This is a genomic window from Aestuarium sp., from assembly GCF_023253315.1.
In the GTDB taxonomy this organism is placed as follows: Bacteria; Pseudomonadota; Alphaproteobacteria; order Rhodobacterales; family Rhodobacteraceae; genus Marivivens; species Marivivens donghaensis.
On record NZ_JALRGW010000002.1, the window covers coordinates 203,230 to 229,649 of the forward strand.

General features: G+C 57.5%; 28 protein-coding genes. 10 read left to right on the top strand and 18 right to left on the bottom strand.

All coding sequences use genetic code 11. The features are described from left to right. Positions 1-51 precede the first annotated feature (51 nt). From nuoE to AC1QQ2_RS02670, 7 genes are all read right to left on the bottom strand, one after another. Entirely contained in the window at positions 52-1,134 is a 1,083-nt protein-coding gene (gene nuoE / locus AC1QQ2_RS02640) for an NADH-quinone oxidoreductase subunit NuoE (protein ID WP_479711966.1), read from the bottom strand. 70 nt (positions 1,135-1,204) lie between these two features. Beyond that, positions 1,205-1,432 carry a hypothetical protein gene (locus AC1QQ2_RS02645; protein ID WP_245918057.1) on the bottom strand — a complete coding sequence of 76 codons (228 nt, stop codon included), beginning with the start codon at positions 1,430-1,432 and terminating at the stop codon, positions 1,205-1,207. Between the two features lie 32 nt (positions 1,433-1,464). Then, entirely contained in the window at positions 1,465-2,679 is a 1,215-nt protein-coding gene (locus tag AC1QQ2_RS02650; RefSeq protein WP_197498156.1) for an NADH-quinone oxidoreductase subunit D, read from the bottom strand. Continuing rightward, entirely contained in the window at positions 2,679-3,575 is an 897-nt protein-coding gene (locus AC1QQ2_RS02655; protein ID WP_479711967.1) for a sulfotransferase, read from the bottom strand. The genes AC1QQ2_RS02650 and AC1QQ2_RS02655 overlap by 1 nt, the downstream gene beginning before the upstream one ends. A gap of 4 nt (positions 3,576-3,579) precedes the next feature. Next, positions 3,580-4,185, bottom strand: a complete 606-nt coding sequence (locus AC1QQ2_RS02660; RefSeq protein ID WP_067549238.1) for an NADH-quinone oxidoreductase subunit C — start codon at positions 4,183-4,185, stop codon at positions 3,580-3,582. Positions 4,186-4,197: 12 nt separating this feature from the next. Beyond that, positions 4,198-4,731 (bottom strand): NuoB/complex I 20 kDa subunit family protein, encoded by a 534-nt coding sequence (locus tag AC1QQ2_RS02665; protein ID WP_197498147.1) that lies wholly within the window; start codon positions 4,729-4,731, stop codon positions 4,198-4,200. Continuing rightward, positions 4,722-5,087 (bottom strand): NADH-quinone oxidoreductase subunit A, encoded by a 366-nt coding sequence (locus tag AC1QQ2_RS02670; protein ID WP_067549241.1) that lies wholly within the window; start codon positions 5,085-5,087, stop codon positions 4,722-4,724. The genes AC1QQ2_RS02665 and AC1QQ2_RS02670 overlap by 10 nt, the downstream gene beginning before the upstream one ends. 381 nt (positions 5,088-5,468) lie before the next feature. Between AC1QQ2_RS02670 and AC1QQ2_RS02675 the strand changes: the two genes are divergently transcribed. Next, a complete protein-coding gene (locus AC1QQ2_RS02675) occupies positions 5,469-5,999 on the top strand; it encodes a GGDEF domain-containing protein (protein WP_479711968.1) in 531 nt (176 codons plus the stop codon). Here the strand turns inward: AC1QQ2_RS02675 and AC1QQ2_RS02680 are convergent. The 10 genes from AC1QQ2_RS02680 to AC1QQ2_RS02725 all read right to left on the bottom strand — a co-directional run bounded on the left by AC1QQ2_RS02680 (position 5,996) and on the right by AC1QQ2_RS02725 (position 15,991). Next, complete coding sequence (locus tag AC1QQ2_RS02680) at positions 5,996-6,775, bottom strand: crotonase/enoyl-CoA hydratase family protein (protein ID WP_479711969.1); 780 nt, start codon at positions 6,773-6,775, stop codon at positions 5,996-5,998. The genes AC1QQ2_RS02675 and AC1QQ2_RS02680 overlap by 4 nt on opposite strands. 4 nt (positions 6,776-6,779) lie before the next feature. Continuing rightward, on the bottom strand, positions 6,780-7,646 hold the full coding sequence (locus tag AC1QQ2_RS02685; protein WP_479711970.1) for a hydroxymethylglutaryl-CoA lyase: 867 nt from the start codon (positions 7,644-7,646) through the stop codon (positions 6,780-6,782). Next, positions 7,643-8,302: a glutathione S-transferase family protein gene (locus AC1QQ2_RS02690; protein WP_479711971.1), complete on the bottom strand. Its 660-nt coding sequence runs from the start codon at positions 8,300-8,302 to the stop codon at positions 7,643-7,645. The genes AC1QQ2_RS02685 and AC1QQ2_RS02690 overlap by 4 nt, the downstream gene beginning before the upstream one ends. Beyond that, positions 8,299-10,224: an acetyl/propionyl/methylcrotonyl-CoA carboxylase subunit alpha gene (locus AC1QQ2_RS02695; RefSeq protein ID WP_479711972.1), complete on the bottom strand. Its 1,926-nt coding sequence runs from the start codon at positions 10,222-10,224 to the stop codon at positions 8,299-8,301. Before AC1QQ2_RS02695 ends, AC1QQ2_RS02690 begins: the two co-directional genes overlap by 4 nt. Positions 10,225-10,251: 27 nt before the next feature. Next, entirely contained in the window at positions 10,252-10,737 is a 486-nt protein-coding gene (locus tag AC1QQ2_RS02700; RefSeq protein WP_105235396.1) for a hypothetical protein, read from the bottom strand. A gap of 8 nt (positions 10,738-10,745) precedes the next feature. Beyond that, positions 10,746-12,281: a carboxyl transferase domain-containing protein gene (locus tag AC1QQ2_RS02705; protein WP_479712006.1), complete on the bottom strand. Its 1,536-nt coding sequence runs from the start codon at positions 12,279-12,281 to the stop codon at positions 10,746-10,748. A gap of 53 nt (positions 12,282-12,334) precedes the next feature. Beyond that, positions 12,335-13,495, bottom strand: coding sequence for an isovaleryl-CoA dehydrogenase (locus AC1QQ2_RS02710; RefSeq protein WP_479711973.1), 1,161 nt, complete (start codon positions 13,493-13,495; stop codon positions 12,335-12,337). A gap of 88 nt (positions 13,496-13,583) precedes the next feature. Next, positions 13,584-14,087: a hypothetical protein gene (locus AC1QQ2_RS02715; protein ID WP_479711974.1), complete on the bottom strand. Its 504-nt coding sequence runs from the start codon at positions 14,085-14,087 to the stop codon at positions 13,584-13,586. After that, the gene (locus AC1QQ2_RS02720; RefSeq protein ID WP_479711975.1) at positions 14,084-15,289 is read right to left on the bottom strand and encodes a DegT/DnrJ/EryC1/StrS family aminotransferase; all 1,206 of its coding nucleotides are present in this window, start codon (positions 15,287-15,289) and stop codon (positions 14,084-14,086) included. The genes AC1QQ2_RS02715 and AC1QQ2_RS02720 overlap by 4 nt, the downstream gene beginning before the upstream one ends. Positions 15,290-15,328: 39 nt before the next feature. Next, positions 15,329-15,991, bottom strand: coding sequence for an HAD-IA family hydrolase (locus AC1QQ2_RS02725; RefSeq protein ID WP_105235401.1), 663 nt, complete (start codon positions 15,989-15,991; stop codon positions 15,329-15,331). A 117-nt stretch (positions 15,992-16,108) separates the two neighbouring features. On the opposite strand from AC1QQ2_RS02725, the gene glmU reads away from it, so the two are divergent. The 6 genes from glmU to moaA all read left to right on the top strand — a co-directional run bounded on the left by glmU (position 16,109) and on the right by moaA (position 22,185). After that, complete coding sequence (glmU, locus tag AC1QQ2_RS02730) at positions 16,109-17,455, top strand: bifunctional UDP-N-acetylglucosamine diphosphorylase/glucosamine-1-phosphate N-acetyltransferase GlmU (protein ID WP_479711976.1); 1,347 nt, start codon at positions 16,109-16,111, stop codon at positions 17,453-17,455. Positions 17,456-17,457: 2 nt separating this feature from the next. Beyond that, positions 17,458-19,275: a glutamine--fructose-6-phosphate transaminase (isomerizing) gene (glmS, locus tag AC1QQ2_RS02735; protein ID WP_479711977.1), complete on the top strand. Its 1,818-nt coding sequence runs from the start codon at positions 17,458-17,460 to the stop codon at positions 19,273-19,275. Then, a complete protein-coding gene (locus AC1QQ2_RS02740) occupies positions 19,275-19,823 on the top strand; it encodes a pyridoxamine 5'-phosphate oxidase family protein (protein WP_479711978.1) in 549 nt (182 codons plus the stop codon). The genes glmS and AC1QQ2_RS02740 overlap by 1 nt, the downstream gene beginning before the upstream one ends. Then, complete coding sequence (locus AC1QQ2_RS02745; protein WP_479711979.1) at positions 19,823-20,413, top strand: GNAT family N-acetyltransferase; 591 nt, start codon at positions 19,823-19,825, stop codon at positions 20,411-20,413. The genes AC1QQ2_RS02740 and AC1QQ2_RS02745 overlap by 1 nt, the downstream gene beginning before the upstream one ends. Before the next feature lies 1 nt (position 20,414). Then, positions 20,415-21,098 (top strand): DNA alkylation repair protein, encoded by a 684-nt coding sequence (locus tag AC1QQ2_RS02750; RefSeq protein ID WP_479711980.1) that lies wholly within the window; start codon positions 20,415-20,417, stop codon positions 21,096-21,098. A gap of 82 nt (positions 21,099-21,180) precedes the next feature. Beyond that, positions 21,181-22,185, top strand: coding sequence for a GTP 3',8-cyclase MoaA (gene moaA, locus AC1QQ2_RS02755; protein ID WP_479712007.1), 1,005 nt, complete (start codon positions 21,181-21,183; stop codon positions 22,183-22,185). On the opposite strand, the gene AC1QQ2_RS02760 is transcribed toward moaA, so the two are convergent. Then, positions 22,182-22,883 (bottom strand): fused DSP-PTPase phosphatase/NAD kinase-like protein, encoded by a 702-nt coding sequence (locus AC1QQ2_RS02760; RefSeq protein WP_479711981.1) that lies wholly within the window; start codon positions 22,881-22,883, stop codon positions 22,182-22,184. The two genes, moaA and AC1QQ2_RS02760, sit on opposite strands and share 4 nt — an antisense overlap. A 107-nt stretch (positions 22,884-22,990) precedes the next feature. On the opposite strand from AC1QQ2_RS02760, the gene AC1QQ2_RS02765 reads away from it, so the two are divergent. The 3 genes from AC1QQ2_RS02765 to AC1QQ2_RS02775 are packed head-to-tail and all read left to right on the top strand — an operon-like array spanning position 22,991 to position 26,409. After that, on the top strand, positions 22,991-24,019 hold the full coding sequence (locus tag AC1QQ2_RS02765) for an N-acetylneuraminate synthase family protein (protein ID WP_479711982.1): 1,029 nt from the start codon (positions 22,991-22,993) through the stop codon (positions 24,017-24,019). A 34-nt stretch (positions 24,020-24,053) separates the two neighbouring features. Then, positions 24,054-25,175, top strand: a complete 1,122-nt coding sequence (gene neuC / locus AC1QQ2_RS02770) for a UDP-N-acetylglucosamine 2-epimerase (protein ID WP_479711983.1) — start codon at positions 24,054-24,056, stop codon at positions 25,173-25,175. After that, positions 25,168-26,409: a 3-deoxy-D-manno-octulosonic acid transferase gene (locus tag AC1QQ2_RS02775; protein WP_479711984.1), complete on the top strand. Its 1,242-nt coding sequence runs from the start codon at positions 25,168-25,170 to the stop codon at positions 26,407-26,409. Before neuC ends, AC1QQ2_RS02775 begins: the two co-directional genes overlap by 8 nt. Positions 26,410-26,420: the final 11 nt, after the last annotated feature.

Consider the following 26,420-nt stretch of genomic DNA (forward strand, 5'->3'; position numbering starts at 1 on the left):
CGCCTAAAGTGCAATATTTACACAGTCTAGGCGCGACCTAAGGCGATATTCTTACGATTCAGAGGCCAGTTTCGCGGCCTGAGCCATCCAATCGTCACGCTCAATACGACCTTTGAACTTGAGACGGGCATCAACCCACGCAACCTCTTGGGCAGTCCATTTCGCGATCTGGTCGTAGTGATAGAAACCAAGTTCGTTGAGCAAAGCTTCGAGTTTTGGACCAACGCCAGAGATCTTCTTGAGGTCGTCTTTGCCCGATGCGCGCGGTGCGGTCAGAACTTCCGGCTGCTTTTCGTCAACCGCAGCAACCTCTGCCGCTTTCGCTGGTGCTGCAGCCTTCTCTACCGGAGCTTCCTTTGCGGCAGGTTTCGCTGCCGCAGGCTTCGCGGCTGCTTTCTTGGCAGGTGCCTTTGCTGCTGTTGCGCCCGATTTGATCCACGGTGTCAAAAGCGGAACTTCGGTGCCATCGATGCGTTTCACGGTATCACCGATATCAACAGCCAGCTGAGCGGAGGCGTTATACTGGTGTTTGCCGCTTTCGTGATCCGTCAGCGAGGTCAGACCCGACAGAGGCTCTGCAGCGTAACGACCGTTCTGCGGACCCGGTGTCGGAACCTTGCCAGCAGCAAGATCGTCGAGCAGTTTGCGCAGACCATCAGCGGTGAGGTCTTCGTAGTAGTCTTTACCGATCTGAGCCATCGGCGCGTTGGTGCAAGCACCCAGACATTCCACTTCTTCCCAAGTGAATTTGCCATCCGCAGACAGAGTGAATGGTGCTTCGTTGATCTTTTCTTTGCAGACGCCGATCAGGTCTTCGGCACCACAGATCATGCAGGACAAGGTACCGCAAATCTGGATGTGCGCGATCGAGCCAGTCGGCTGCAGCTGGAACATAAAGTAGAACGAAGCCACTTCGAGCGCACGAATATAGGCCATGCCGAGCATGTCAGCGACCGTTTCGATTGCTGGACGGGTCAGCCAACCTTCTTGCTCTTGGGCGCGCCAAAGAAGCGGGATGATTGCCGATGCCTGACGGCCTTCGGGATACTTTTGAATTTGACCTTCAGCCCATGCAAGGTTCGCAGGGGTAAAAGCAAAGGACGAGGGCTGTTCGTGGTGCAAACGGCGAAGCATCGGCGTCAGGCTCCGGTCTTTTCGGCGGCGCGATATGCACCAACCTTGGTTTCAATTTCTGCGCGGCGGCTCACTTGCACGCCTCAGTCTGGAGCGACATGCTCCCGTCGGGTTGAAGAACCGCCTGCCCCGACTCATAGAGCGCGGCTACGGCAGCAAATACTTGCTCTTCGGTCAGACCAGAGGCCTGAAAAATCTCATCGCCGTTCTCGGCGGTAACCACACAACCTGCTGCCTCAATGGCTTTGGACAGCGCGGCTTTATCAGCCGCAACATCGGCAAACACACTACCGGGCATGCAGGCTAACACAACCAACCCAAATCGCTTCATCAGCGGTCAATCTCCCCGAACACAACGTCCATGGTGCCGATGATGGCAGCCACGTCAGCGAGCTGGTGACCAGACGCGATGTGGTCCATCGCCTGCAGGTGCAGATAGCCCGGTGCGCGCAGTTTTGCACGGTATGGTTTGTTCGAGCCGTCTGCTTTCAGGTAGACGCCGAATTCACCTTTCGGTGCTTCAACCGCTGCGTAAACCTCGCCCTCAGGCACGTGGAAGCCTTCGGTGTAGAGTTTGAAGTGGTGGATCAGCGATTCCATGTTGGTTTTCATGTCGCCACGCTTCGGTGGTGTAATCTTACCACGGGCCAGAACGTCGCCACCTTCAACACGCAATTTCGCAATCGCTTGTTTGATAATCGAAGTCGACTGACGCATCTCTTCCATGCGGACGAGGTAGCGGTCGAAACAGTCGCCGTTTTTACCAACGGGGATCTGGAACTCGAACTCGTCGTAGCATTCGTAGGGCTGCGCACGACGCAGGTCCCAAGCGAGGCCAGAACCACGCACCATCACGCCCGAGAAGCCCCATTTCTGGATGTCTTCTTCGGTGACAACGCCGATATCAACGTTACGCTGTTTAAAAATACGGTTTTCGGTCAGCAGGCCGTCGATGTCATCGAGAACGTTCGGGAAGTGGTTCGCCCACTCTTCGATATCGTCGAGAAGCGCATCAGGCAGGTCTTGGTGAACGCCACCGGGACGGAAATATGCTGCGTGCAAACGTGCGCCACAGGCACGTTCGTAGAAAATCATCAGCTTTTCACGCTCTTCAAAGCCCCAGAGCGGCGGTGTCAGCGCACCAACGTCCATAGCCTGAGTGGTGACGTTCAGAAGGTGGTTCAGAACGCGGCCGATTTCGGAATAAAGAACGCGGATCAGCGATGCACGACGCGGAACTTCGGTGCCCGTCAGACGTTCGATGGCCAAGCACCAAGCGTGCTCTTGGTTCATCGGCGCCACGTAATCGAGACGGTCGAAATACGGAAGGTTCTGCAGATAGGTGCGGCTTTCCATCAGCTTTTCGGTGCCACGGTGCAGCAGACCGATATGCGGGTCGCAGCGTTCAACAATCTCGCCGTCCAGTTCAAGAACCAGACGCAACACGCCGTGAGCCGCAGGGTGCTGCGGGCCGAAGTTGATGTTGAAGTTACGGATCTTCTGTTCGCCCGTCTGAGCGTCCTCGAAGCCTTTGCCACCATCCATCATGCGTATGCCCTCGCAAGGTTATTCTGCCAGTTCATTGGCAGCGGGCCGACGTTATCGGCGACCCAGTCGTATTGATCTTTGAGGAACCGAACAGCATCCGCTGCCAGCCCTGCGTCCATGCGGGCTTTGGCGCCTTCATGGACTTTGCGTTCTTTGTCCGCCGCGATGTGGGTCAGGCCCAGAAACGCGCAAACACGCGCCCAGCCCTCCGCCGTCATCAGGCGTTCGGAAAATTCTACCAGTAGCCGCGATGCCGGAACAACGCGGCGCAGTTTTTCGATGGTCGAACGATAGTCACCGCGTTCAGCGACATCCGCGTGCTTTTGCCCCGCGATCACTTTCGCCATCGCATCATTGGCGCGCGCCTCTAGGTCAGCGTCAGCATGCTGGCGCGAGACCACCATGCGAATATGGCTCCACAGACGGTCAAGCGGGTCGCGGATCAGATAGACAAACTTTGTCATCGGACGCAGCGCCGACATACGGGTCAGCATCCCCTCATCCAAGAGACCATACGCAGGGGTCATTTCTGCCACCACGCGTTTGCCCTCGCCCCCGTTCGACAACCATGCCCAATACCGAGCATCATCCTCACGCGGGCTTTCCAGCACGTCGACCAAACCAACCATATCGTCGATTTGACGGGTCAGGTTCGCCTCACGGTGCTTATTACCATTGCGGCGTACCATTTCGCGGGTTTCGAGCATCTTCGAATGATTAGCTGCAAAGGCCGACAATTGGCCCGCACAGCGTTTCGCGTCAAAGGTATCCCAGTAGTGGGCTTCCTTCACGTCGCGCACCAGACACTCCGGATGACCATGCAGCATGCGATAAAGCCAGGACGTGCCTGCCTTCGTCGCACCTACACAGTAAAGGAGGGTCTGATCGGTCATTCGATTACTTCGCCGCTGCTTTGTCGTCACCCGGAAGGATGTATTCAGCACCTTCCCACGGCGACATAAAGTCGAACTGACGGTATTCCTGAACCAGTTTCACGGGCTCGTAGACAACGCGTTTTTGCGCTTCGTCATAGCGAACCTCGGTGTAACCAGTCGTCGGGAAGTCCTTGCGCAGCGGATAACCACGGAAACCGTAGTCGGTCAGAATGCGGCGCAGGTCTGGGTGACCCGAGAAGAGGATACCGAACATGTCAAAGACTTCACGCTCGAACCAGTTGGCCGAGGGGTGGACTTCGATGATCGACGGAACCATTTCTTCTTCGCGGATCGACACGCGCAGACGAATGCGGTGGTTCTGATACATCGACAGGAAGTGGTAAACGACGTCGAACCGCTTTGCGCGGCCCGGATAGTCAACCGCGGTGATATCGACGAGCGACGAGAACTGGCAGGACTGGTCGGTTTTCAGAAACTCGACAAAAGCCACCAGTTGCGACGGCGCAACATCGACGTTCAACTCACCATAGGTGACATCCCAACCGAGAACGGCATCGGATTTCTTCAGCTCGAGAAGAGCGCCAAGTTCCTTAAGTGCTTCGGACATGACAACCCCCTCTTAGCGAACGATAGTGCCGGTGCGGCGGATTTTGCGCTGAAGCTGCAGGATACCGTAGAGCAGAGCTTCTGCTGTCGGAGGGCAGCCCGGAACGTAAACGTCGACCGGAACAATACGGTCACAGCCACGAACGACCGAATAGGAATAGTGGTAGTAACCACCACCGTTCGCACAAGACCCCATCGAGATCACATAGCGCGGTTCTGGCATCTGGTCGTAAACCTTACGCAGCGCAGGTGCCATTTTGTTGGTCAGCGTGCCCGCAACGATCATCAGGTCCGACTGGCGCGGAGAAGCGCGCGGTGCGGTACCAAAACGTTCGAGGTCGTAACGCGGCATAGAGGTGTGCATCATTTCAACCGCACAACAGGCCAGACCAAAGGTCATCCAGTGCAGCGAACCGGTGCGTGCCCAGTTGATGATGTCAGCGGTGGACGTGACAAGGAAACCCTTGTCCTGAAGCTCACGGTTGATCTCCTGCGTGACAACTTCTTTGTCTACGCCGGCGGTGTTGACGCCAGTCATCACTCCCATTCCAGAGCTCCCTTTTTCCACTCATAGGCAAAGCCGATCGTCAGAACGGCGAGGAATACCATCATCGACCAGAAGCCAACCATGCTCAGGTCCTTGAATGCGACGGCCCATGGGAAGAGGAACGCGACTTCGAGGTCGAAGATGATGAAGAGGATCGACACAAGGTAGAACCGAACATCAAATTTCATCCGCGCATCGTCAAAGGCGTTAAAGCCACATTCGTAGGCCGACACTTTTTCTGGGTCAGGGTTCCGCACGGCAACCACCACAGCGGCCAGAACCAGAATCAGGCCGATAGCGATGGCAAGGCCAAGGAACACGATAATGGGGAGGTATTCGCGAAGCATCTCTTCCACGACAGGTCCTTTCCTGCAGGACGGACCTATCACGGTCCGTTCGTTCGACATGGCTTTACCCCTGCCGCGTCAGAGGGTCAACCAAGCGCCGCTATAGTTGACGCTGTTTTTCTCACGCAAAATTCAGGGCTAAATGACAACGAACTCTTAACACTTTCGAACTAGGGTCGCCCAATAGCCCTTTATTATAGGTATATTGTGTTAAGGCTCCTCATTTTCTTTATGTCCCCTCGCTCTGTTCGCCGTGCAATTTTCAACTTGGTTGTTTTGCTGGTTCCACTGAATTTGTTGGCCATTGTGGTGCAGTTCTTGGTTCTTGGCGCAGATGCGATTCCGTTGCAGGATCTCATTCTTCTGACATCAATCGTTGGAACCCCCTTTATGTTAGGTGGGCAATTCATTGGCGCTCGGCAGGTTGCGACCAAGGATCGATTGGTTGAAATGGCGACCACCGATATGCTCACCCGCCTCCCCAATCGTCGGGCCTTTATGGAGCGGGCGCGGTCAGCACTGTCACGCCATAAGGGGGTGATGCTGTTGCTCGACGCGGATCACTTTAAGGACATCAACGACAACTATGGCCATGCGACGGGCGATCATTGCCTGCAGGTTATGGCCGATCATCTACAAGGGCTACTGCGGTCGAATGATGTGATTGGCCGCGTCGGAGGCGAGGAATTCGCGATCTTCCTCCCCAATGTCACGATGGAAACCGCGCGCCAAATCGGGCAGCGGATCAGCATGGGCCTGTTGGTCGAAACAGGCACGGGTGCGTCATTGCAGGTCACCGTCTCAGTTGGGGCGGCAACTGTTGGTCCGCATATGACACTGGACGAGGCCCTGCGTGACGCAGACATCGCCCTCTATCGGGCGAAAACAGCTGGCCGTGCGCGAATGGAAATCGCGGCCTAGCTCTGCCACTGCGGTTTACGTTTATCGAAAAAGGCACCAATACCTTCGACCGCCTCGGGGCTTTCCCAACGCTGTGCGAGGGCCGCAATGGTGTCGTCGATCACATGATCATTAATCGGCGGCCCCAAACGACGGGCCAGCGCCTTAGCCTCGGCCACCGCACCAGGGGCGCAGGATAGATAAGGCGCGACCTCGGCCTCAACAGCAGCATCCAGATCATCAGCGGCGACCGACTTTGCAACGATCCCCAGCGTGGCAGCCTCATTCGCACCAAACCGACGCGACGACATGAACACACGGCGGGCCATCGCCTCCCCCATCCGAGCGAGGACATACGGCCCAATGGTCGCGGGGATCAGACCGAGCCGCGTTTCCGTCAAACCAAACAATGCCGTATCCGCCGCAATCGCGATATCACAGACGCAGGCCATCCCGACCCCGCCGCCAAAAGCATTCCCATGAACGCGCCCAATCACTGGCTTTGTCATTTCGTTCAACGCCCTGAGCATATTGGCAAGGCGGCGTGCCTCAACCTCGCGTCCTGCCGCATCGGTATCAAACTGCGCCCGCATCCAAGCGAGGTCACCACCCGCACAGAAACTCGCCCCCTCAGCGGCGAGGATCACAGCGCGCACGACAGGATCAGCGCCCAAGGTCCGCGCGGCCTCGGTCAATTCATCCATCATCAGCGCGGATAATGCGTTGTGTTTTTCAGACCGCGCTAAGGTCAGCGTCGCGACCCCACGGTCATCAATATCAATGCGGATCGTTTCCATCGCCCTAGCCTCTTAATTTTCGCGCCATTACCCCAGCCCGCGTCAAGGCCGCATGATCCAACCCAGTCGAATAACCGAGAGCCTCAACCCGTTCGACCACCGCTTCGGTCGCGACATTCCCTGGCGCACCGGGCGCATAGGGGCAGCCACCCAAACCACCGACAGCCGCATCAAACACCCGAACGCCGAGTTCGAGCGACGCCTGCACATTGTCCAAGGCCCGTCCGCCCGTGTCATGGAAGTGACCTGCGACATCCGCAATCGGCATCACCTCCGCCACTGCTTTAATCACGCGGGTCACGGTCTCTGGCGTCCCTGCCCCGATCGTATCGCCCAAAGAAACAGGCATCGGCGCAAGGCGGCGTAAACCCTCAACGGCGCGAACAACGGCTTCTGGCGGGGTCGATCCGTCGAACGGACAATCGGTGATGCAGGACACATAGCCCCGCACGGGAACGCCCGCGTTTTGCGCAGCCTCTACCACGGGGGCGAGGCGCGACAAGCTATCCTCGACCGTGCAGTTGAGGTTGGCCTTAGAGAACCCTTCGGAGGCCGCGATGAAAACAGCAATCTCGCCCGCGTTGCGCGGCAGATTGGCAGAGGCCTGAACGAAGCCCTCCCATCCCTTAACGTTCGGGACCAAAGTCGCGTAGTTCACATCGTTCGCATAATCCAGAGCGGCCATCACGCGGTCTGTATCTGCCATCTGTGGCACCCATTTGGGCGACACGAACGACCCGACCTCGATGTCCTTTAGGCCCGCATCGACCAAGGCTTTGATCAGCGCGACCTTATCGTCGACCGCGATGACTGCCTTTTCGTTCTGCAAACCATCACGCGGGCCGACCTCATATATGCGGACGTGGCTCATGCACCCTCCGACGGGATCGGTTCAAAGAACGACTGGTTATATAGACGCGGCTCGCCGTCCAACGGGAGTGAGGCACGGAACGCGGGGCGTTCAGTCATCCGCGCCATCCATGCGGCCACACGCGGGAACGGGTCGAGCCGAACAAAACGCTGCGCCATATAGATCGCCTGCCCCACGCAGATATCCGCCGCGCTGAAATCAGACAGCAGGAAATCGCCCGCCATCCGCTCTTCGATAAAGCCGATGGTTTTGGCGAGCCGCTTCGGCTCCAACTGCGTCAGGATCGGGGACCGCATGTGATCTTCATAAAGCATGACATGCTGCTGGGTGAGGATCGCGCAGTGCTGGCTGATCGTCTCTGCGAAATGGATAAACTGGAGGAACATATTGCGTTCAGGATCACCAATGGGACGACCCAATCCAGCCTCAGGGAACTTCTCGCAGAGGATTTCCGCAATCGCGCCCGTTTCAATCAGCACCTCGCCATCAATTTCCAACGCAGGGACACGGCTGACGGGGTTGATCGCTTTGAATTCGTCCGAGCGCAGAGCCTTGCCGAAATCATAGCGCTGGATTTCGAACTCACAGCCGATTTCGTTGAGCTGCCAGAGCGTCCGCATAGAACGCGTTTCAGCACAGTGGTGTAGACGGATCATGCGACTTCCTCCTCTAGCGCGATAAGAAGCGCGCCTGCTTCGACTTGTGACCCTGCGGTGGCCCCGACTGTTGCAATCACACCATCACGGGGCGCACGCAGGATATGTTCCATCTTCATGGCCTCTAGCACGGCAAGTCGGTCACCAGCCTTTACTGTTTGACCCGTAGTGACCTCCATCGCGCGGAGGAGGCCCGGCATCGGGGACAAAATCGCATCGCTTGCCGCTTCTGCGCCGCCACGGCCCAGCGGATCAGGGATCGTGATCTCGACAACGGGGTCAGCAAAGATCGTGATGCGGTCGCCGTGTTTTACATAGTTCGGCGCGGCCTGATCGTTCAGACGCAAACCGCCGCTCGACCGTCGAACTGCCACGGTAGCGTCACCAAGAGCGACCTCAAAACGGTCAGCCGAGAGTGTGGTGACATTTACCACGACCTCTTCGCCCTCAACCTGCAGAGTAATGGTCTGCGGAACTGGTACCCAGAGCGTAAACCCTGTTTGCGGCGCGGGGTTCGCATCCAGCCCCATCGCGATCACCGCAGACAATGCAATCGTCTCAGCCGTAGGTGCCGCACGATAGGTCAATGCGTCGAGGTCACGCTCGATCAGACCCGTATCGACCTCACCTGCCGCAAATCCCTCATGCCGAGCCAACGCACCCAAGAACCCGAGGTTGGTGACAGTGCCCGCAACTTCGGTCTCAGCACAAGCTCGGGCCAGTTGGCGCAGCGCGGTATCACGATCAGGGCCATTCACGATCAGCTTGGCGATCATCGGATCGTACCAAGGGGTGATCGTATCGCCCGCTCGCACACCACTGTCAGCGCGCACACCATCAGCGAATTGCAAATGGGCGATACGACCCGTTGCGGGGAGGAAACCCGCGGGAACGTCTTCGGCGTAGAGGCGGGCTTCAAACGCGTGCCCCGTGATCGTCAGGTCAGATTGCGCCATCGGCAGAGGTTCGCCCGAGGCGACACGCAGTTGCCATTCCACCAGATCGACGCCTGTGATCGCTTCGGTCACTGGGTGTTCAACCTGAAGGCGGGTATTCATCTCCATGAACCAAAAATCCATCGTCGTGCCATCCACGATGAACTCGACCGTGCCCGCACCGGAATAGCTAATCGCCTCTGCCGCCTTAACCGCAGCAGCCCCCATCCGGTCGCGCAAGTCAGGCGTCATGCCCGGTGCGGGCGCCTCTTCGATGACTTTCTGGTGACGACGCTGGAGCGAACAATCCCGCTCGAACAGATGCACAGCAGAGGTGCCATCACCGAAAACCTGCACCTCAATGTGGCGCGGGCTAAGAATGTATTTCTCGATCAGGACATCCGCATTGCCGAACGCTGTCCGCGCCTCGGCCTGTGCAGAGGCTAGCGCTTCGGCAAAATGGGCAGCATCATCGACGCGGCGCATCCCCTTACCGCCGCCGCCAGCGACGGCTTTGATCAGGACGGGATAGCCGATTTCTGCAGCTTGCTGAGCGAGAAAATCTGGCGACTGATCGGCGCCGTGATAGCCTGGAACAACAGGCACGTTCGCCTTTTCCATCATCGCCTTAGCGGCGTCCTTTAAACCCATCGCACGAATGGAGGTGGCCGAAGGGCCAATAAACGTGAGACCCGCCTGTTCGACGGCCTCGACGAAATCAGGGTTCTCGGACAGGAACCCATATCCAGGATGGATCCCTTGGGCACCCGTTTTCAGGGCGGCCTCAATGATCAGGTCGCCACGCAGATAACTATCGGCGACAGGCGCTGGCCCCAGACGCACGGCCTCGTCCGCCATGGCGACATGCATCGCATTGGCATCGGCGTCCGAATAAACCGCAACGGTTTTCACACCCAGCGCCTGCGCCGTGCGGATCACACGGCACGCAATTTCGCCCCGATTGGCAATCAGAATTTTTCCGAACATACCAGCGGGGCCTCCCTACCCCTCGTGTTAGTCCTTAGCGCCGCGAAAACTGCGGAAGCGGTGGCGGTAGATCAAATTGGGGCGGTCGCCCTCAAACAGATAGAACAGCGACAATCCGCAAAAGATCAGATAGGCCAGCACAACCAACCCGCCTGTCTCCCCCAGCTCGGACATGTTTTTCAGCATTCCGCCTGTGACGGCCCCAAAGACCGAAAGCAAAAGCTGCGCGCCCGCCAACATCAGCGAAATCGGCGCCCGCATCACTAACATGATCGCGGTGAGCAGTTGCAGAACGGCTTTGAACAAGGCCAGCCAGTCACCGAACTGAGCGAACTCGACCAGTTGCAAAAGACCGAAAGCCGCAAAAACACCAGTGATCAGCCAGAGCGGGAGGTTGAGTTTCCCTTGCGGATGCGCCCGCGCCATTTCTGGCGTGACATGCACCCACTGAGCGCCCGTCTGTTTGTCCATCTTGCCGTATTCGAAACGGCCTTCTTCCGGCATTTTTGCCATGATCGCCCTCACATCCTGAACACGCCGAATGTCGTGTCTTCAATGGAGGCGTTCAACGATGCTGACAGGGAAAGTGCAAGCACATCGCGCGTTTTGCGAGGGTCAATGACGCCATCATCCCAGAGCCGTGCCGAGGCATAGAGCGGGTGCGATTGCTCTTCGAACATGTCCAGCGTGGGCTTTTTAAAGGCCGCTTCTTCGTCTTCCGACCACGTGCCACCAGCCCGTTCGATGGCATCACGTTTCACGGTCGCCAACACGCCAGCGGCCTGTTCGCCACCCATCACAGCGGTGCGCGAATTGGGCCACGACCACAAGAAGTTCGGACTGTAAGCCCTTCCAGACATGCCATAATTACCAGCGCCGAACGATCCACCAACCAACACCGTGATCTTTGGAACCTTGGTCGTTGCAACGGCAGTCACCATCTTTGCACCGTGGCGGGCAATGCCTTCGTTTTCGTATTTCCGACCCACCATAAAGCCCGTGATGTTCTGCAAGAAGATCAGCGGGATTTTCCGTTGGGAACACAGTTCGACGAAGTGCGCACCCTTCTGCGCCGCCTCAGAGAACAAAACTCCGTTATTGGCGACGATGCCTACGGGCCAACCGTCGATATGAGCAAATCCCGTGACCAGAGTTTCGCCAAACCGCGCCTTGAATTCATCAAACCGAGAGCCGTCCACGATACGCGCGATCACGGCGCGAATATCGTAGGGCGTCTTTAGATCTGGCGGCACGATGTCCAGCAGTTCCTCGGGATCGCAGGCGGGCAGTTCGGGCGTTTCGCGTTTCACCGTCATTGGGGTCTGACGCGAGGTTGAGGCCACCGCCTGACGCACGAGAGACAGCGCATGAGCATCATCCTCGGCCAGATAATCCGCAACACCGGAAAGGCGCGTATGAACATCGCCACCGCCTAGGTCTTCGGAACTGACGACTTCACCCGTTGCAGCTTTGACCAGTGGCGGACCAGCGAGGAAGATCGTCCCCTGCTCTTTCACGATCACCGACACATCGGACATGGCGGGCACATAAGCCCCACCCGCCGTGCAGGACCCCATGACAGCTGCGATCTGCGGAATACCCGCCGCCGACATATTCGCCTGATTAAAGAAAATCCGGCCAAAGTGGTCGCGATCGGGGAACACTTCGTCTTGGTTCGGGAGGTTCGCACCGCCGCTGTCCACGAGGTAAACGCAGGGCAGATTGCACTGGGCTGCGATCTCTTGGGCGCGGAGGTGCTTTTTCACTGTCATCGGGTAATAGGTACCGCCTTTTACGGTGGCATCATTACAGACGATCATACATTCAATGCCGTTCACACGGCCGATCCCAGCGATCACTCCAGCGCAAGGTGCCGCCCCATCATAAAGCCCATGCGCCGCCGTCGCGCCAATTTCCAGAAACGGAGATCCCGCATCCAAAACATTGGCGACACGTTCACGCGGCAGCATTTTCCCGCGTGACACATGGCGTTCCCGCGCCTTTTCCCCGCCGCCTGCCGCAGCCTTTTCAGCAGCGTCGGCGATCAATGCGATCATCTCTAGATGCCGCGCACGACCTTCGGGGTTGGGAATGAATGTGGTCGAGAGTTTCACATCGACCCCATCAGTTCGCGACCGATCAGCATACGACGGATTTCCGAAGTGCCCGCGCCGATCTCCATCAGTTTGGCGTCACGGAACAGACGGCTGACCGCGCTGTCGTTCATAAAGCCTGCACCGCCCATCGCTTGAACGGCCTGATGCGCCTGAACCATCGCCTGCTCGGACGAATAGAGCACGCAGGCAGCGGCGTCCTGACGGGTCACTTGACCACGGTCACAGGCTTTGGCCACCTCGTAAACATAAGCACGCGCGGTGTTCAGCGCGGTATACATGTCCGCGATTTTACCCTGCATCAGCTGGAAGTTCCCGATGGGCTGTCCAAACTGTTTGCGGGTCGCGAGGTAGGGCATAATCTCGTCCATACAGGCCGCCATGATGCCCGTGCCGATCCCAGCGAGAACAACGCGTTCGTAGTCGAGACCAGACATCAGAACGCGAACGCCTTTGCCCTCTTCGCCCAGAACGTTTTCGAACGGGACCTCGACATCGTCGAACACCAGCTCTGCCGTGTTCGATCCGCGCATCCCCATTTTGTCAAAATGCGTGGACGTGCTGAACCCCTTCATCGATTTCTCGACGATAAAGGCGGTGATGCCTTTGGGACCAGCGGCAGGGTCGGTCTTGGCATAGACGACCAGTGTATCGGCGTCAGGACCGTTGGTGATCCAGTATTTATTGCCATTCAGACGGTAATGATCGTTCCGCTTTTCCGCGCGGAGCGACATGGACACCACGTCAGACCCAGCGCCCGCTTCAGACATCGCCAGCGCACCGACATGATCACCCGAAATCAGACCGGGCAGGTATTTCTGCTTCTGTTCGTGCGTGCCGTTTAGTTTGATCTGGTTCACACAGAGGTTCGAATGTGCACCGTAGGACAGCGATACCGATGCCGACGCCCGTGCGATTTCTTCGACAACGATGGTATGGGCCAGATAGGACAGCCCAGCGCCACCGTATTCCTCGGGCACGGTGATACCCAAAAGGCCAAGGTCGCCCATTTCCTTCCACAGCTCTGCGGGAAATTCGTTGGACTGATCCACATGGGCCGCCATCGGCTTGACCCGATCCTGCGCCCACGAATGGACGGTATCGCGAATGGCCTCGACCTCTTCTCCCAGATCGAATCTCATCGACGCGGTGAACATATGCATTCCTCCCTGCGCTTTATTGAACGCTTGTTCATTTCTAGGCGCAGAATTCGAGTCGCGTCAATCCACCGTTTTCACATGACGGTTAGTTCAGGCCGAATTCAGAGAGGTCGAGCACCCGCGCGTCACGGCGTTCATTGGCCGTAAGCGGATATTTTCGCAGGATCATTTCGTAATTGAGCTTCACCCGCGTGCCCCATCCCGACTGGAGCGATTTCATCAAACGAACATGCCCTTCCATCCACGTTTGACGCGAATAGTCATCCAAACCGACCCCAAAATCGCCGCGTGCCTTTAGTCGAGTCCACAGGCTGGCGCGTTTGGTCTGACGGGTCTTTTTTTCAGCTTCGCGGGCAAACCTAGCAGTCAGGATTTCCATGCAGAGGAATACGACCTCGTGTCCATCAACAACGCGGCGGTCCCGTTCGACGCCGCGTTCTGTGACGACCCACGTAAAGGCTGGACCATCCCCCAAAACAGCAGGCCAGCCGTCACCTGTGGGTTCTGTCGCCAAAGAAAATTCAGGCATTGGCCGTTTCAACTGCGCCAAAAATCCGCGAATTTCCTCTTCGACCTCGGCCCGTTTCACGGTGTTTTCGCCTCTTGCTGCCAGACGGCATTCACCTCGGCCCGAATGATCCGCGCGATCTGCGCGCAATCCTCAAGCGAGAAGGTCAGCGGCAACCGCATGTCCATGATACCCGCGAGGATACGATCGGTCTGAGGCATCGGTTTGCAATCGGCATAGCGCCAACTGCTGTATTTCGACGTGAATCCAACGGGTTCTTCATTACCGAACCATTTCAGTTCAACCCCACGCGCCGCACATCGTCCGATGACATCGCGGATTTTGTCGGGCGCCCAGTCCAACAACAGAAACTGGAATGAGGACGCGACAAAGCCCTCTTCTTCAGGGCGATCAATGAGCGTCAGACCCGTAGTGCCGCGCAATCCCGCCTCGACGACGCGGTACCGCGCGTTCCATTTCCCGCATTGTTCGTTCAACCGCCGCAACTGCGGACGCAAGATCGCAGCCCGCAGGTTATCCATGCGTCCCGATATGTTCGGGGTCTCATATTTGATCTGCGCGAAAATCTCTGGCTTGGGCGCTGCACGGTGCCGATCAAAAAGCATATAGCTCCCCGACAGCATGATCGCACGTGCCATGGCTTGGGCGTCATCGCTGATCAATAGACCGCCTTCGCCCGAATTCATGTGCTTATAAGTCTGCGTCGAATAGCAGCCGAAGGTGCCGAACCGCCCCGAAGGGATCGTGTGCCACGTGGCCCCCATCGTGTGGGCGCAATCCTCGATCACGGTAACGCCTGCCGCACCACAAATGCGCATTAGTTCGTCCATGTCGCAGATATGCCCACGCATATGGGACAAGAGCAGAACCTTGGCCTGCCCGATCTTTGCACGCAGGTCGTTGAGGTCGATCACCAACCCCTCGTCCACATCGACATAGATCGGCTTGGCCCCCACCGCTGCAATCGCGCCGGGAACTGGGGCGAGCGTGAAGGCATTGGTTAACACAGGATCACCCTGTTTCACCCCAACCGCCCTGAGGGCAGTTGTCATCGCATACCCGCCCGAGGCAACGGCGAGGCAATATTTCGCCCCCATCGCTTCGGCGAATTCTTCCTCAAGGAGGGCAGTTTCCGCAATTTCGTCACCCACCGTGTTGTAACGGTGCAAGCGCCCCGTTTGCATGACACGAACGGCGGCCTCGATCGCCTCTTCGGGGATCGGTTCCTGTTGAGTAAACGAACCTTTGAATACTTCAGTCATACCAATACGGTGGCGGATCGGCCCCAAAGGGTCAATGGGTTACGACAGGAGTTCTGCCGCAACGGCAGGCAGTTCGCTGTAATGATGGATCAGTGCATCAGGGTTCAGGTCAGCGACCGCCATTCCAGCAGGACCAAAGGTTACCATCACACTCGGGACATTCATCGCGCGGGACGTATCGAGGTCAGTAATACTGTCACCAACCAAAAGCGACCGCATCGGATCACCCCCTGCCCGTTCAACCGCAGCACGCAAAGGTGCAGGGTCTGGCTTGCGAACGGGCAGCGTGTCTGCGCCGATCAGCGATCCAAACGCGCTCCGCACGCCCAGCGCGTCGAGCACCGCAATCGCGAGGCCTTCGGGTTTGTTCGTGCAAACACCCACAGCGAACCCATCGGATTTCAACTGCTCTACCGCCTCCATCGCGCCATCATAAAGCGTCGTATGAGTGGCAACATCCTGAGCGTAGGCCTGCAACAAGACAGGATACTGACGGTCGATCTCTGCTGGGTCGATGTCTCCAGCGCGCTTGAACCCTTCGGTCAGCATCATTCTGCCACCACGGACGGCAATCGCTGCGTCCTGCGTTGGATCTAGCAAGTCACCCAGCCCAAGCCCACGAAAACAGGTGTTTGCGGCATTTATGAGGTCGACACTGGTATCCGCCAAGGTCCCATCCAAGTCGAAAATCACAGTGCGCATAGCCATCCCCAATTCAGTTTTGCCACAGGTGTAACGAAGCGAAAGGTGATGTGAAGCCCCAAATCTTGCGGTAAGCCCCAAGGAACGCCATACAGGGGCAAATTTTAAGAGGCGAATATGAGCAATTCTTTGATCGTTTTGGCTGCGGGTATGGGGACGCGGATGAACTCCGACCTGCCCAAGGTTCTGCATAAAATCGCGGGTGCCCCGCTGGTCGTTCACGCGATGAAATCGGGGGAGGCTTTGGGGCTCGACCACACGGTTGTTGTCGTGGGTCATGGTGGCGAGGCGGTTGAGGCTGCGGTCAAAGACTGGAACCCCGATGCGGAGGTTGTAACCCAAGAGGAGCAACTCGGCACGGGGCATGCAGCGCTTCAAGCACGTGAAGCGCTGGCAGGCATCGACGGCAACGTCTTTGTGGCTTTTGGTGACACACCGTTTATCCGCCCTGAAACGCTACAATCCATGCTCGACGCTCGCGCAACCCATGACGTCATCGTTCTCGGGTTCGAAGTTTACGATCCGACCGTCCGTTATGGCCGCCTGATCACCGATGGCGATGATCTGACGGGGATCGTGGAATTCAAAGACGCGACAGAGGCACAACGCGAAATTCCGCTCTGCAATTCAGGTGTGATCTGCGTTGATACGCAGCTGTTGTTCTCTCTCCTTGATGAAGTCGGCAACGACAATGCCTCGGGCGAATATTACCTGCCCGATATTGTTGGCATCGCCCGCAACCGAGGTCTGTCCGCGACCGTTGTGCGTTGTGACGAGGCTGAAACGCTCGGCATCAACACCCGCGCTGAACTCGCTCGTGCCGAACAGATGTTCCAAAACGCGATGCGGGCAGAGGCGATGGAGAACGGCGTGACCCTGCACGCGCCAGAAACCGTGATCTTTGCGCACGACACCGTCATTGGCCGCGATGCAATCATTGAGCCGAACGTTGTCTTTGGCCCCCGCGTGACGGTGGAATCCAACGCAACCATCCGTGCCTTTTCACACCTCGAAGGGTGCCACGTCAGCCGTGGTTCCACCGTAGGTCCATTCGCGCGTCTCCGCCCCGGTGCGGAACTCAACGAAGACGTTCACATCGGCAACTTTGTTGAAATCAAAAACGCGACGATTGATGAGGGCGCGAAGGTCAACCACCTCACCTACATCGGCGATGCCTTCATCGGCAAAAAGACCAACGTCGGCGCGGGTACGATCACCTGCAACTACGACGGCGTGTTCAAACATAAGACCACCATCGGCGCGAACAGCTTTATTGGTTCTGCAACGATGCTGGTTGCCCCTGTCACGGTCGGCAATAACGCCATGACCGCCACGGGCACTGTGGTGACCAAAGATATTCCAGATGGTGCAATGGCCATCGCGCGGACCAAGCAGGAAAATAAGGCTGGGTTCGCTATTAAATTATTTGAAATGCTCAAAGCCAAAAAGGCAAAGGGGTCCTAATTATGTGTGGGATTGTAGGAGTTCTCGGCAATCACGAAGCCGCGCCAATTTTGGTGGAAGCGCTGAAACGGCTTGAATACCGCGGGTATGACTCTGCGGGTATTGCGACCGTGAACAATGGTGTTCTGGATCGTCGTCGGGCGGTTGGTAAACTGGTTAACCTATCGGACCGTCTGGTGCATGAACCGCTTGCTGGTAAGGCAGGTATTGGTCACACCCGTTGGGCCACCCACGGCGCCGCCACCGAAGGCAACGCGCACCCGCACCGTTCGGGTAAAGTCGCCGTTGTCCACAACGGCATCATCGAGAACTTCCGCGAACTGCGTGAATTCCTCGCGGAACATGGCATAGCTCATGAAACCGATACTGACACGGAAACGGTTGCCCTCCTCGCGCAGCATTTCGTAGCGCAAGGTCAAAGCCCGCGTGAGGCTGCACAGAACACGATTGCTCGCCTCGAAGGGGCCTATGCGCTCTGCCTCTTGTTTGAAGGTGAAGAAGACCTGTTGATCGCAGCCCGCAAGGGCAGTCCCCTCGCCATCGGTCACGGCACTGGTGAGATGTTCGTTGGGTCTGATGCAATTGCGCTTGCGCCGCTGACTGACACCATCACCTACCTCGACGAAGGTGACTGGGCAGTTATCACCCGCACCTCGCTCGAAATTCGGGACGCGGATGGCGAGCAGGTCAACCGCGAAGTGCGCAAGGTCAACATCGACGCCGCCCGCATCGACAAAGGTGGCTACAAACACTTCATGGCCAAAGAGATCGCCGAACAGCCGGTCGTCATGTCCGAAGTGCTGAACCGCTATCTCAAAGGCGATACCGTCACTCTGCCCGATGGCGGCCTAGATTTCACGCGGATCAATCGTCTGACGATGGTCGCTTGTGGCACCGCATTCTACGCCTGTAACGTTGCCAAATACTGGTTCGAACAGATCGCTGGCCTGCCCGTCGAAATCGACGTGGCATCCGAATTCCGCTACCGCGAGCCGCCGATAACCGAAGGCACTGTTGCGCTCTTTGTCAGCCAGTCTGGCGAAACCGCTGATACCCTCGCCGCCCTGCGCTATTGCGCGGGCAAAGCGGACAAGATCGTCGCCGTGGTCAACGTACCCGAAAGCTCTATCGCGCGGGAAAGCGATCTGGTCCTGCCGATCCTTGCTGGCGTTGAAGTTGGCGTTGCCTCGACCAAGGCTTTTACCAACCAACTTATGACCCTCGCTATGCTGGTCCTCAGTGCCGCCCGTCAGCGCGGGCGTTTAACCGATGCAGAACTGGCGGAAAAGATCACCGCCCTGCGTGCCCTACCTGGGATCGTGAACACTGCACTGACCATCGAAGCCCGTTGTGAAACTCTGTCCCACAAACTGGCAGAGGCACGTGACATCCTGTTCTTGGGTCGTGGCAAGATGTATCCGCTCGCGCTTGAGGGTGCGCTGAAACTCAAAGAAATCAGCTACATCCACGCCGAAGCCTATGCATCGGGCGAATTGAAACACGGGCCCATCGCCCTTGTGGACCAGCACGTGCCAGTGATCGTTATGGCGCCGCGTGATGCGCTCTTCGACAAGACCGTGAGCAATATGCAAGAGGTCATGGCCCGTGGTGGTCAGGTCCTCTTGGTCACGGATAAGAAAGGCGCGGATGAGGCAGGCGAAGGCGTCTGGCAGACCTTGATCATGCCAGAAGTCGACGACTACCTTGCCCCGATCCTCTATGCGGTCCCTGCGCAAATGTTGGCCTATTACACAGCCGTTGCCAAAGGCACCGACGTGGACCAGCCGCGCAACCTCGCGAAATCGGTGACGGTCGAATAATGGCAAAACAGTTTCCGTCCTTTGATGACAACACCCGCGGATTTGCCGAAGCGCAGCACGTCTACTTTGTAGCGACCGCAGCGGCGGATGGTCGGGTCAATCTGTCACCCAAGGGCGGGGACAGCCTGCGTATTCTGGGGCCTAATCGTCTGATCTGGCGGAACCTGACGGGGTCCGGCAATGAAACGGCAGGGCATCTTAGGGAAAACACCCGCATGACCGTGATGTGGTGCGGGTTCGAAAAACGCCCCCTGATCCTGCGCGCCTATGGCACCGCCCGCGCGGTTCATGTTGGGGACGCGGATTGGGCAGAGCTGAACAGTCATTTTGACGCTCATGTGGGTGCACGGCAAATCTACGACTTGAACGTCGACCTCGTACAAACCTCGTGTGGCTATGCCGTCCCCTATTTTGATCACCAAGGTCATCGTGAGACCTTGGACACGTGGTCGGACGGCAAAGGCGAGGCAGGCATTCACGACTATTGGAACGAGAAGAACCGCGTCACGATTGACGGCAAACCCACTGGAATTGAGGATTATATCTGATGTGGCCCACACCTATTACGCTTTCCGATACCGCCGTCACGCTCGCTCCGCTAAGCCAAAACCACGCAGTCGATCTGATTGAGGCCGCCGCTGATGGCGAGTTGTGGAAACTCTGGTACACGACGATCCCTGCCCCCGATGGGGTTGAGGCAGAAATTGATCGTCGTTTGGGTCTAATGGACGAGGGATCGATGCTGCCCTTCGCGATCCTCACCCCCGAGGGCAAGGCCGTCGGCATGACGACTTACATGAACATCGACGCTGATAATAAGCGTCTGGAAATCGGGTCCACGTGGTATCGCAAGTCGGTCCAGCGCGGCCCGATGAACACCCAAGTCAAACGGCTGATGCTCACTCACGCGTTCGAGGCGTTGGGCTGCAACGCTGTCGAATTCCGCACCCATTTCATGAACCACCAAAGCCGCGCTGCGATTGAACGACTTGGCGCGAAACTCGATGGCGTACTTCGGTCACATATGGTGATGGCAGATGGATCGCTCCGCGATACTTGCGTCTATTCGATCCTTGCGCACGAATGGCCTACGGTGAAAACGCACCTCACATGGCAACTAGAAAAGCCACGGGACTGATATGACCATCGACGATATCCTCGCCCAACTCGACGCGCTGGCAAATCCCGCTGACGCGATTGAGATGGCGAAATACCACAAGACCACGCGCCGCGTTTTGGGGATCAAGGTGCCCGTGCTGACGGACCTGTCCAAAGAGATCCGCGAGGCTGTGACGCTGGACGAACGCCTCGCGCTCTGTGCCGACCTCTGGGCCGCTGATGTTCATGAAACGCGCATCCTCGCCGCTAAACTTCTGGAACAAGCCCGCATCCGCCCCGACGACACAGCGGCATGGGACTTGATCGCATCATGGGTGCCCGATTTCGACGGCTGGGCCATCGCCGATCACGTTTGTAAATCGGGCGAAAAACGCCTGATGGCTGATCCTTCGCGGATTGACCAAGTCGAAAACTGGACTGTCTCACCCCATAGTTGGACCCGCCGCGCGGCCCTCGTCATCACCTTGCCCTGGACGAAAATGACCTTCCCCAAAGAGGCCGACCTCGCGATCCGTGAACGCATTCTCGATTGGGCAGGCAGTTATGTACGCGACCACGATTGGTTCATTCAAAAGGCCATCGGCTGGTGGCTGCGCGATCTGTCGAAACGAGATCCTGAACGGGTGCGCAGCTTTATCGATGCCCACGGCGCCGCGATGAAGCCCTTCGCCCGCAAAGAAGCTCTCCGTTTGATAAAAGACTAGAGCGCGACTTTGGTCGAATAGATAAAAATCACCTATCGCTTGCCCCTTGCAGGAGCCCATGCAGCGCCCTACCTTCGCCGTCATGGAAAAGCAGCTCATTGATCCCTTCGCACGCGCGATTAAATACCTTCGGGTGTCCGTCACAGACCGGTGCGATTTCCGCTGCGTCTATTGCATGTCTGAGAATATGGAGTTCCTTCCGAAAAAGGACCTCCTGACGCTCGAAGAGTTGGATCGGCTGTGCAGCGCCTTTATCGGACTTGGCGTCGAAAAGTTACGTATCACGGGCGGCGAACCGCTCGTTCGCCGCGGGATCATGACGTTTTTCAACGCCATGACGCGCCACCTCGACAGTGGTGCGCTCAAGGAACTGACGCTGACCACAAACGGCAGTCAGCTGGCAAAATACGCGGATGACCTCTATGCGGCGGGTGTGCGGCGTGTGAACGTATCGCTCGACACGCTCGACGATCAGAAATTCGCTGACATCACTCGCTGGGGCCGCCTGCCCCAAGTGATCAAAGGGATTGATGCCGCGCAAAGGGCGGGGCTGCGCGTCAAAATCAACGCGGTTGCTCTAAAGGGCTTCAACGAGGACGAACTCTTCACCCTCCAGAGCTGGTGCGCCGAACGTGACATGGACCTCACCTTTATCGAGGTGATGCCAATGGGCGATATCGGAAACGAGGATCGTCTGGGCCAATATTGGTCGCTGAACGATCTGCGCAAGCAACTGGGCGAACGGTTTACCCTCACCGATCTGGCGGAACGATCAGGCGGGCCTGCGCGATATATCCGCATCGAAGAAACAGGCCAAAAGATCGGCCTCATCACACCAATGTCGCATAATTTCTGCGAAAGCTGTAACCGCGTGCGGATCACCTGCACGGGCGAGATTTACACGTGTCTGGGGCAAGAAGGTCATTCCGACCTGCGCGAACCGCTCCGCGCGTCAAACGACGACGCTGTGCTAGAGGCCGCCATTCACTGTGCGATTGGTCTGAAACCCAAAGGCCACGATTTCGATTATTCGCGTCAAACGGTCGATGGCCGCGTCAGCCGCCACATGAGCCACACAGGCGGTTAACGCGCCGCAAATTCGCGGTTCAACGCGTCCTGATCGTAAACCGTAGTCACCCATTCGCGCAGGCCGATGCCTGTCGCGTCATGCGCTTTGCGGTAGTTTTCGAAAAACAGGTCCAGCACACCCGTTTTCGACCATTTGAAATGCAAATACTTGCTGCTGAGGTGTGCGCTGGCGTCCTCGACCGACACGCCCAGCATCTCGGTCAGGTAAATCACAGCGGCGAGCCCCGTGCGATCTGCGCCCGATTTACAGTGGATCAGAACCGGTTTTTCCGCCGTTTCCATGACATCCATGAATTTAACGATCTGATCGGGGTTTGGGGCGCTGCGGGCAGACATGCCGATCGTGATGACCTTCATCCCATATTTTTCAGCCGCCTCAGTAGAGAGCAGCGATGTCGGGATATTCGCGCCGCCTCGAAGGTTAATCACCGTCTTGATCCCCAGCTCCGCCATTTCGGCCATACGTTCAGGGCTAGGATGGTTAGACCGATAAACCCCTTCGGCAATCTGGTCGAAATTTGTCCAGCGTACGCGGAGGAACCCGTGGTCAATCCACTTTGCATAATAGTGCGCGCGCTCGCGGTCTTCTGCGGTCACGATGGGCTTTTCATAGGATTTATTGCGGGCTTTTTCCCAAGCCTTCGCCTTATTCCAGAGGTTCTTTAGCATACCCTGCCCTTTATCGTTCGCTGGCATCATTTGGGCTATGAGGCCTCAGAATGCAACCTTTCATGCCCAGATTGCCGATTGCAGGACGCCCCGTTCCCGCTTAGGTCTAAAACAAATTCGTTTTGGAGTTACCCATGGAAATCGCTGGCCGCAAAATCGGACCTGACCACCCCCCTCTCGTCATTGCTGAAATCGGTATCAACCACGGCGGCGACTTGAACGTGGCCAAGGAAATGGTGCGCCTCGCTGCTTTGTCTGGCTGTGAGATGATCAAGCACCAGACCCATATCATCGAAGATGAGATGACCGATGAGGCAAAGTCGATCTTCCCACCGAACGCGGACGTGTCGATCTGGCACGTGATGGAACGTTGCGCCCTGTCCAAAGACGAAGAGGCAGAGCTGAAACGCTATTCCGAAGAACTGGGGATGATCTGGATTTCGACTCCGTTCAGCCGCGCCGCTGCCGATTTCCTCGAGGAACTCGACGTTGCTGCCTATAAGATTGGCTCTGGTGAGGCGGATAACCTCCCCCTCATTCGCCATATCGCGAAGAAGGGCAAACCAGTGATTATGTCAACAGGGATGCAGACAATCGACACGATCCGCGCCTCGGTTCAAATCCTCGAAGATGCGGGCGTTGAGTACGCTCTTCTCGAATGCACAAACCTCTACCCGTCGCCTGCCGAAATCGTTTCGCTGCGTGGTGTCACCGACCTGAAAAACGCGTTCCCGAATGCGGTGGTCGGTTTCTCTGACCACTCGATCGGGCCGGAAATGGCGCTGGCGTCGGTGGCTTTGGGTGCTTGCATCCTTGAACGCCACTATACCGATACCCGCTACCGCAAGGGGCCAGACATCATCAACTCGATGGACCCGTCCGAACTGCGCCACATCATCGACCGCTCCAAAGAGATTTGGATCGCAGCGAACAACCCCAAACAACGCACCAAAGCCGAAGAACCTGTTTATGCCTTCGCACGTGCCTCGGTCGTCGCGGATAAGGACCTCCCCGAAGGCCACGTGATCACCGAAGCTGACATCTGGGCGCGTCGTCCTGGCTCGGGTGAAATCGCTGGCTACGAGTTTGATAAGGTCGTCGGCAAGACGCTGACCCGCGCAGTGACACGGAACACCCAGCTAAAGTGGAGCGATTTGCGTTAGCATTTCGCTAACCCTTTGCGCTAAAAGAGCAGTCATGACCCGTTCCATTCTCTTCGTCACTGGCACTCGTGCCGATTTTGGCAAGCTAGAGCCACTTGCGATTGCGTGCCGCGACGCGGGCTTTGATGTGTCGTTTTTTGTGACGGGCATGCATATGCTCGAACAATACGGCATGACGAAGATTGAGGTTCATCGCGTCCCCGGCGTTCAGGTGCACGAGTTCCTGAACCAACGGGCGGGTGATCCGCAGGATATGATCCTTGCGAAAACCGTGATCGGGTTTTCTGACTTCTGTATGGAGCACAAACCCGACCTCGTCGTTATCCATGGCGATCGGATCGAAGCGCTCGCTTGTGCGCTGGTCTGCGCCACCAACTACATCCGTTCGGCGCATATCGAGGGCGGCGAAGTGTCGGGCACGATTGACGAGGTGTTCCGCCATTGTAACTCCAAACTCGCGAGCCACCATTTCGTGTCCTCGCAGGATGCAGGACGCCGCGTTATGGCACTGGGTGAACCCGAAGGGGCGATCCATGTGATCGGCTCACCTGAGTTGGATTTCCATTCCCAACCGTCGGGCGTGACGATTGACGACGTAAAAGCGCGCTATGCCATCCCGTTTGACGACTTTGGCATCGTGGTTTTCCATCCCGTAACTTCTGAAGCTGAGACCATGGGCGATCAGGCCGCGTCGCTGTATGCCGAGCTGGTGGCCTCTGGGAAATCCTACGTCGTGATCGCACCGAACAACGATCCCGGAACGGATGGTATTCTGGCTGCAATGGACACCCTGCCCAAGGATCGGTTCCGCATTCTGCCCTCCATGCGCTTTGCCCATTTCTCGGAACTGATGCGCAATGCCTCGGCGATGATCGGCAACAGCAGCGCGGGCGTGCGCGAGGCTCCGTTTATCGGGATCCCGTCTTTGGACGTCGGCACCCGTCAGACGAACCGCGCACAGGCCGAAAGCATCCGCCACGTCTCGGCCTATGACCGTGCCGCGATTGCAGAGTTTCTCGCCTCGAACTGGGGCAATCGCTATGACCGCCATGCTGCTTTTGGCGAAGGCAGCGCCGCAGAGCGTTTCATGACGATCCTCGGGACAGAGAGTTTCTGGTCAGGGTCCTTGCAAAAAGCGTTTACGGACAGTGAGTAAGCCGCCGTTTTCCCTGGGTCTTTTGATGATTGCGACGGGTGTGATCGAACCCATTGCGCCGATTATCCTCAAACGCAGGCTCAAACGTGGTAAAGAACATCCGACACGCTGGCGCGAAAAGCTCGGCTACCCGAGCGCCCACCGCCCCAACGGGCCACTCATTTGGATGCACGGCGTTGGCGTGGGCGAGGTTATGGCCCTGCGCGGGTTGATCCTTATGATGCGCGAGATGCGGCCAGACCTGCAGTTTTTGGTGACCTCGACCGCGCTCAATTCGTCCACAGCATGGGATCGCAACCCGATTGACGGTGCGGTCCATCAGTTCCTCCCCATTGATCTACCCAATGCGATGGATCGGTTCCTCGACCACTGGAAACCTGACCTTGCGATCTGGGCGGAACAAGACCTCTGGCCTGCGATGGTCTGGCGGGTGGCGGAACGTGGGATTGGACAAGCCATCGTCAACGCTCGTCTTAACAAGGATGCGTTTGAGAAAAGGGCCAAGGCCGCTGAGGTTTACGGCGCGGCGCTCTCTCAGATCGCGATCATCGATGCCCAAGAAGATGAAACTGCCACGAACTTGACCAAACTTGGCGGTCGCGATGTGACGGTCTCGGGATCGCTCAAACCAATTGCCCCGCCCTTGTCAGATTGGCCAGAGGAACGCGCTGTGATTGAACGAGGCCTGAACGGGCGGTCACTATGGCTCTGCGCGTCGAGCCACCCTGCGGACGAAGCGATTGCGCTCGATGCTCAAACCCAACGAACGGGTAGCCTCTTGGTGATTGCGCCACGTCGTCCAAAGCGCACCGACGACATCGTCGCGGCGGCGACAGAACGCGGGCTAAAGGTGGCCATAGGCGCAGATAGCGCATCGCTGCGGGATGCAGATGTCATCATCGACAACAGCTTTGGACAAATGGGGCTCTGGTATCGGATGGCAGAGTTCGCGCTGATCGGTGGCACCTTCTGCGACATTGAGGGCCATAACCCGTGGGAAGCCGTCAACCTGAATTGCCCCGTCCTCCACGGTCCGCGTACCGCGAATTTCGCATTTGACTACAAAATGCTAGACGGTGTCGGTGGCGCCCTAGCCATCAACGGGTCGACAGATATCGTCGCCTTGGACCCCGCCATACTCTCTGCGCAAACACGTGCCGCAACGACATTGATCGCCGCAGAGCGGGATCGAAAACTTGATCTAGCGGCCCGTCTCGTTTCGTTGATAAACTAACGCAATGATTG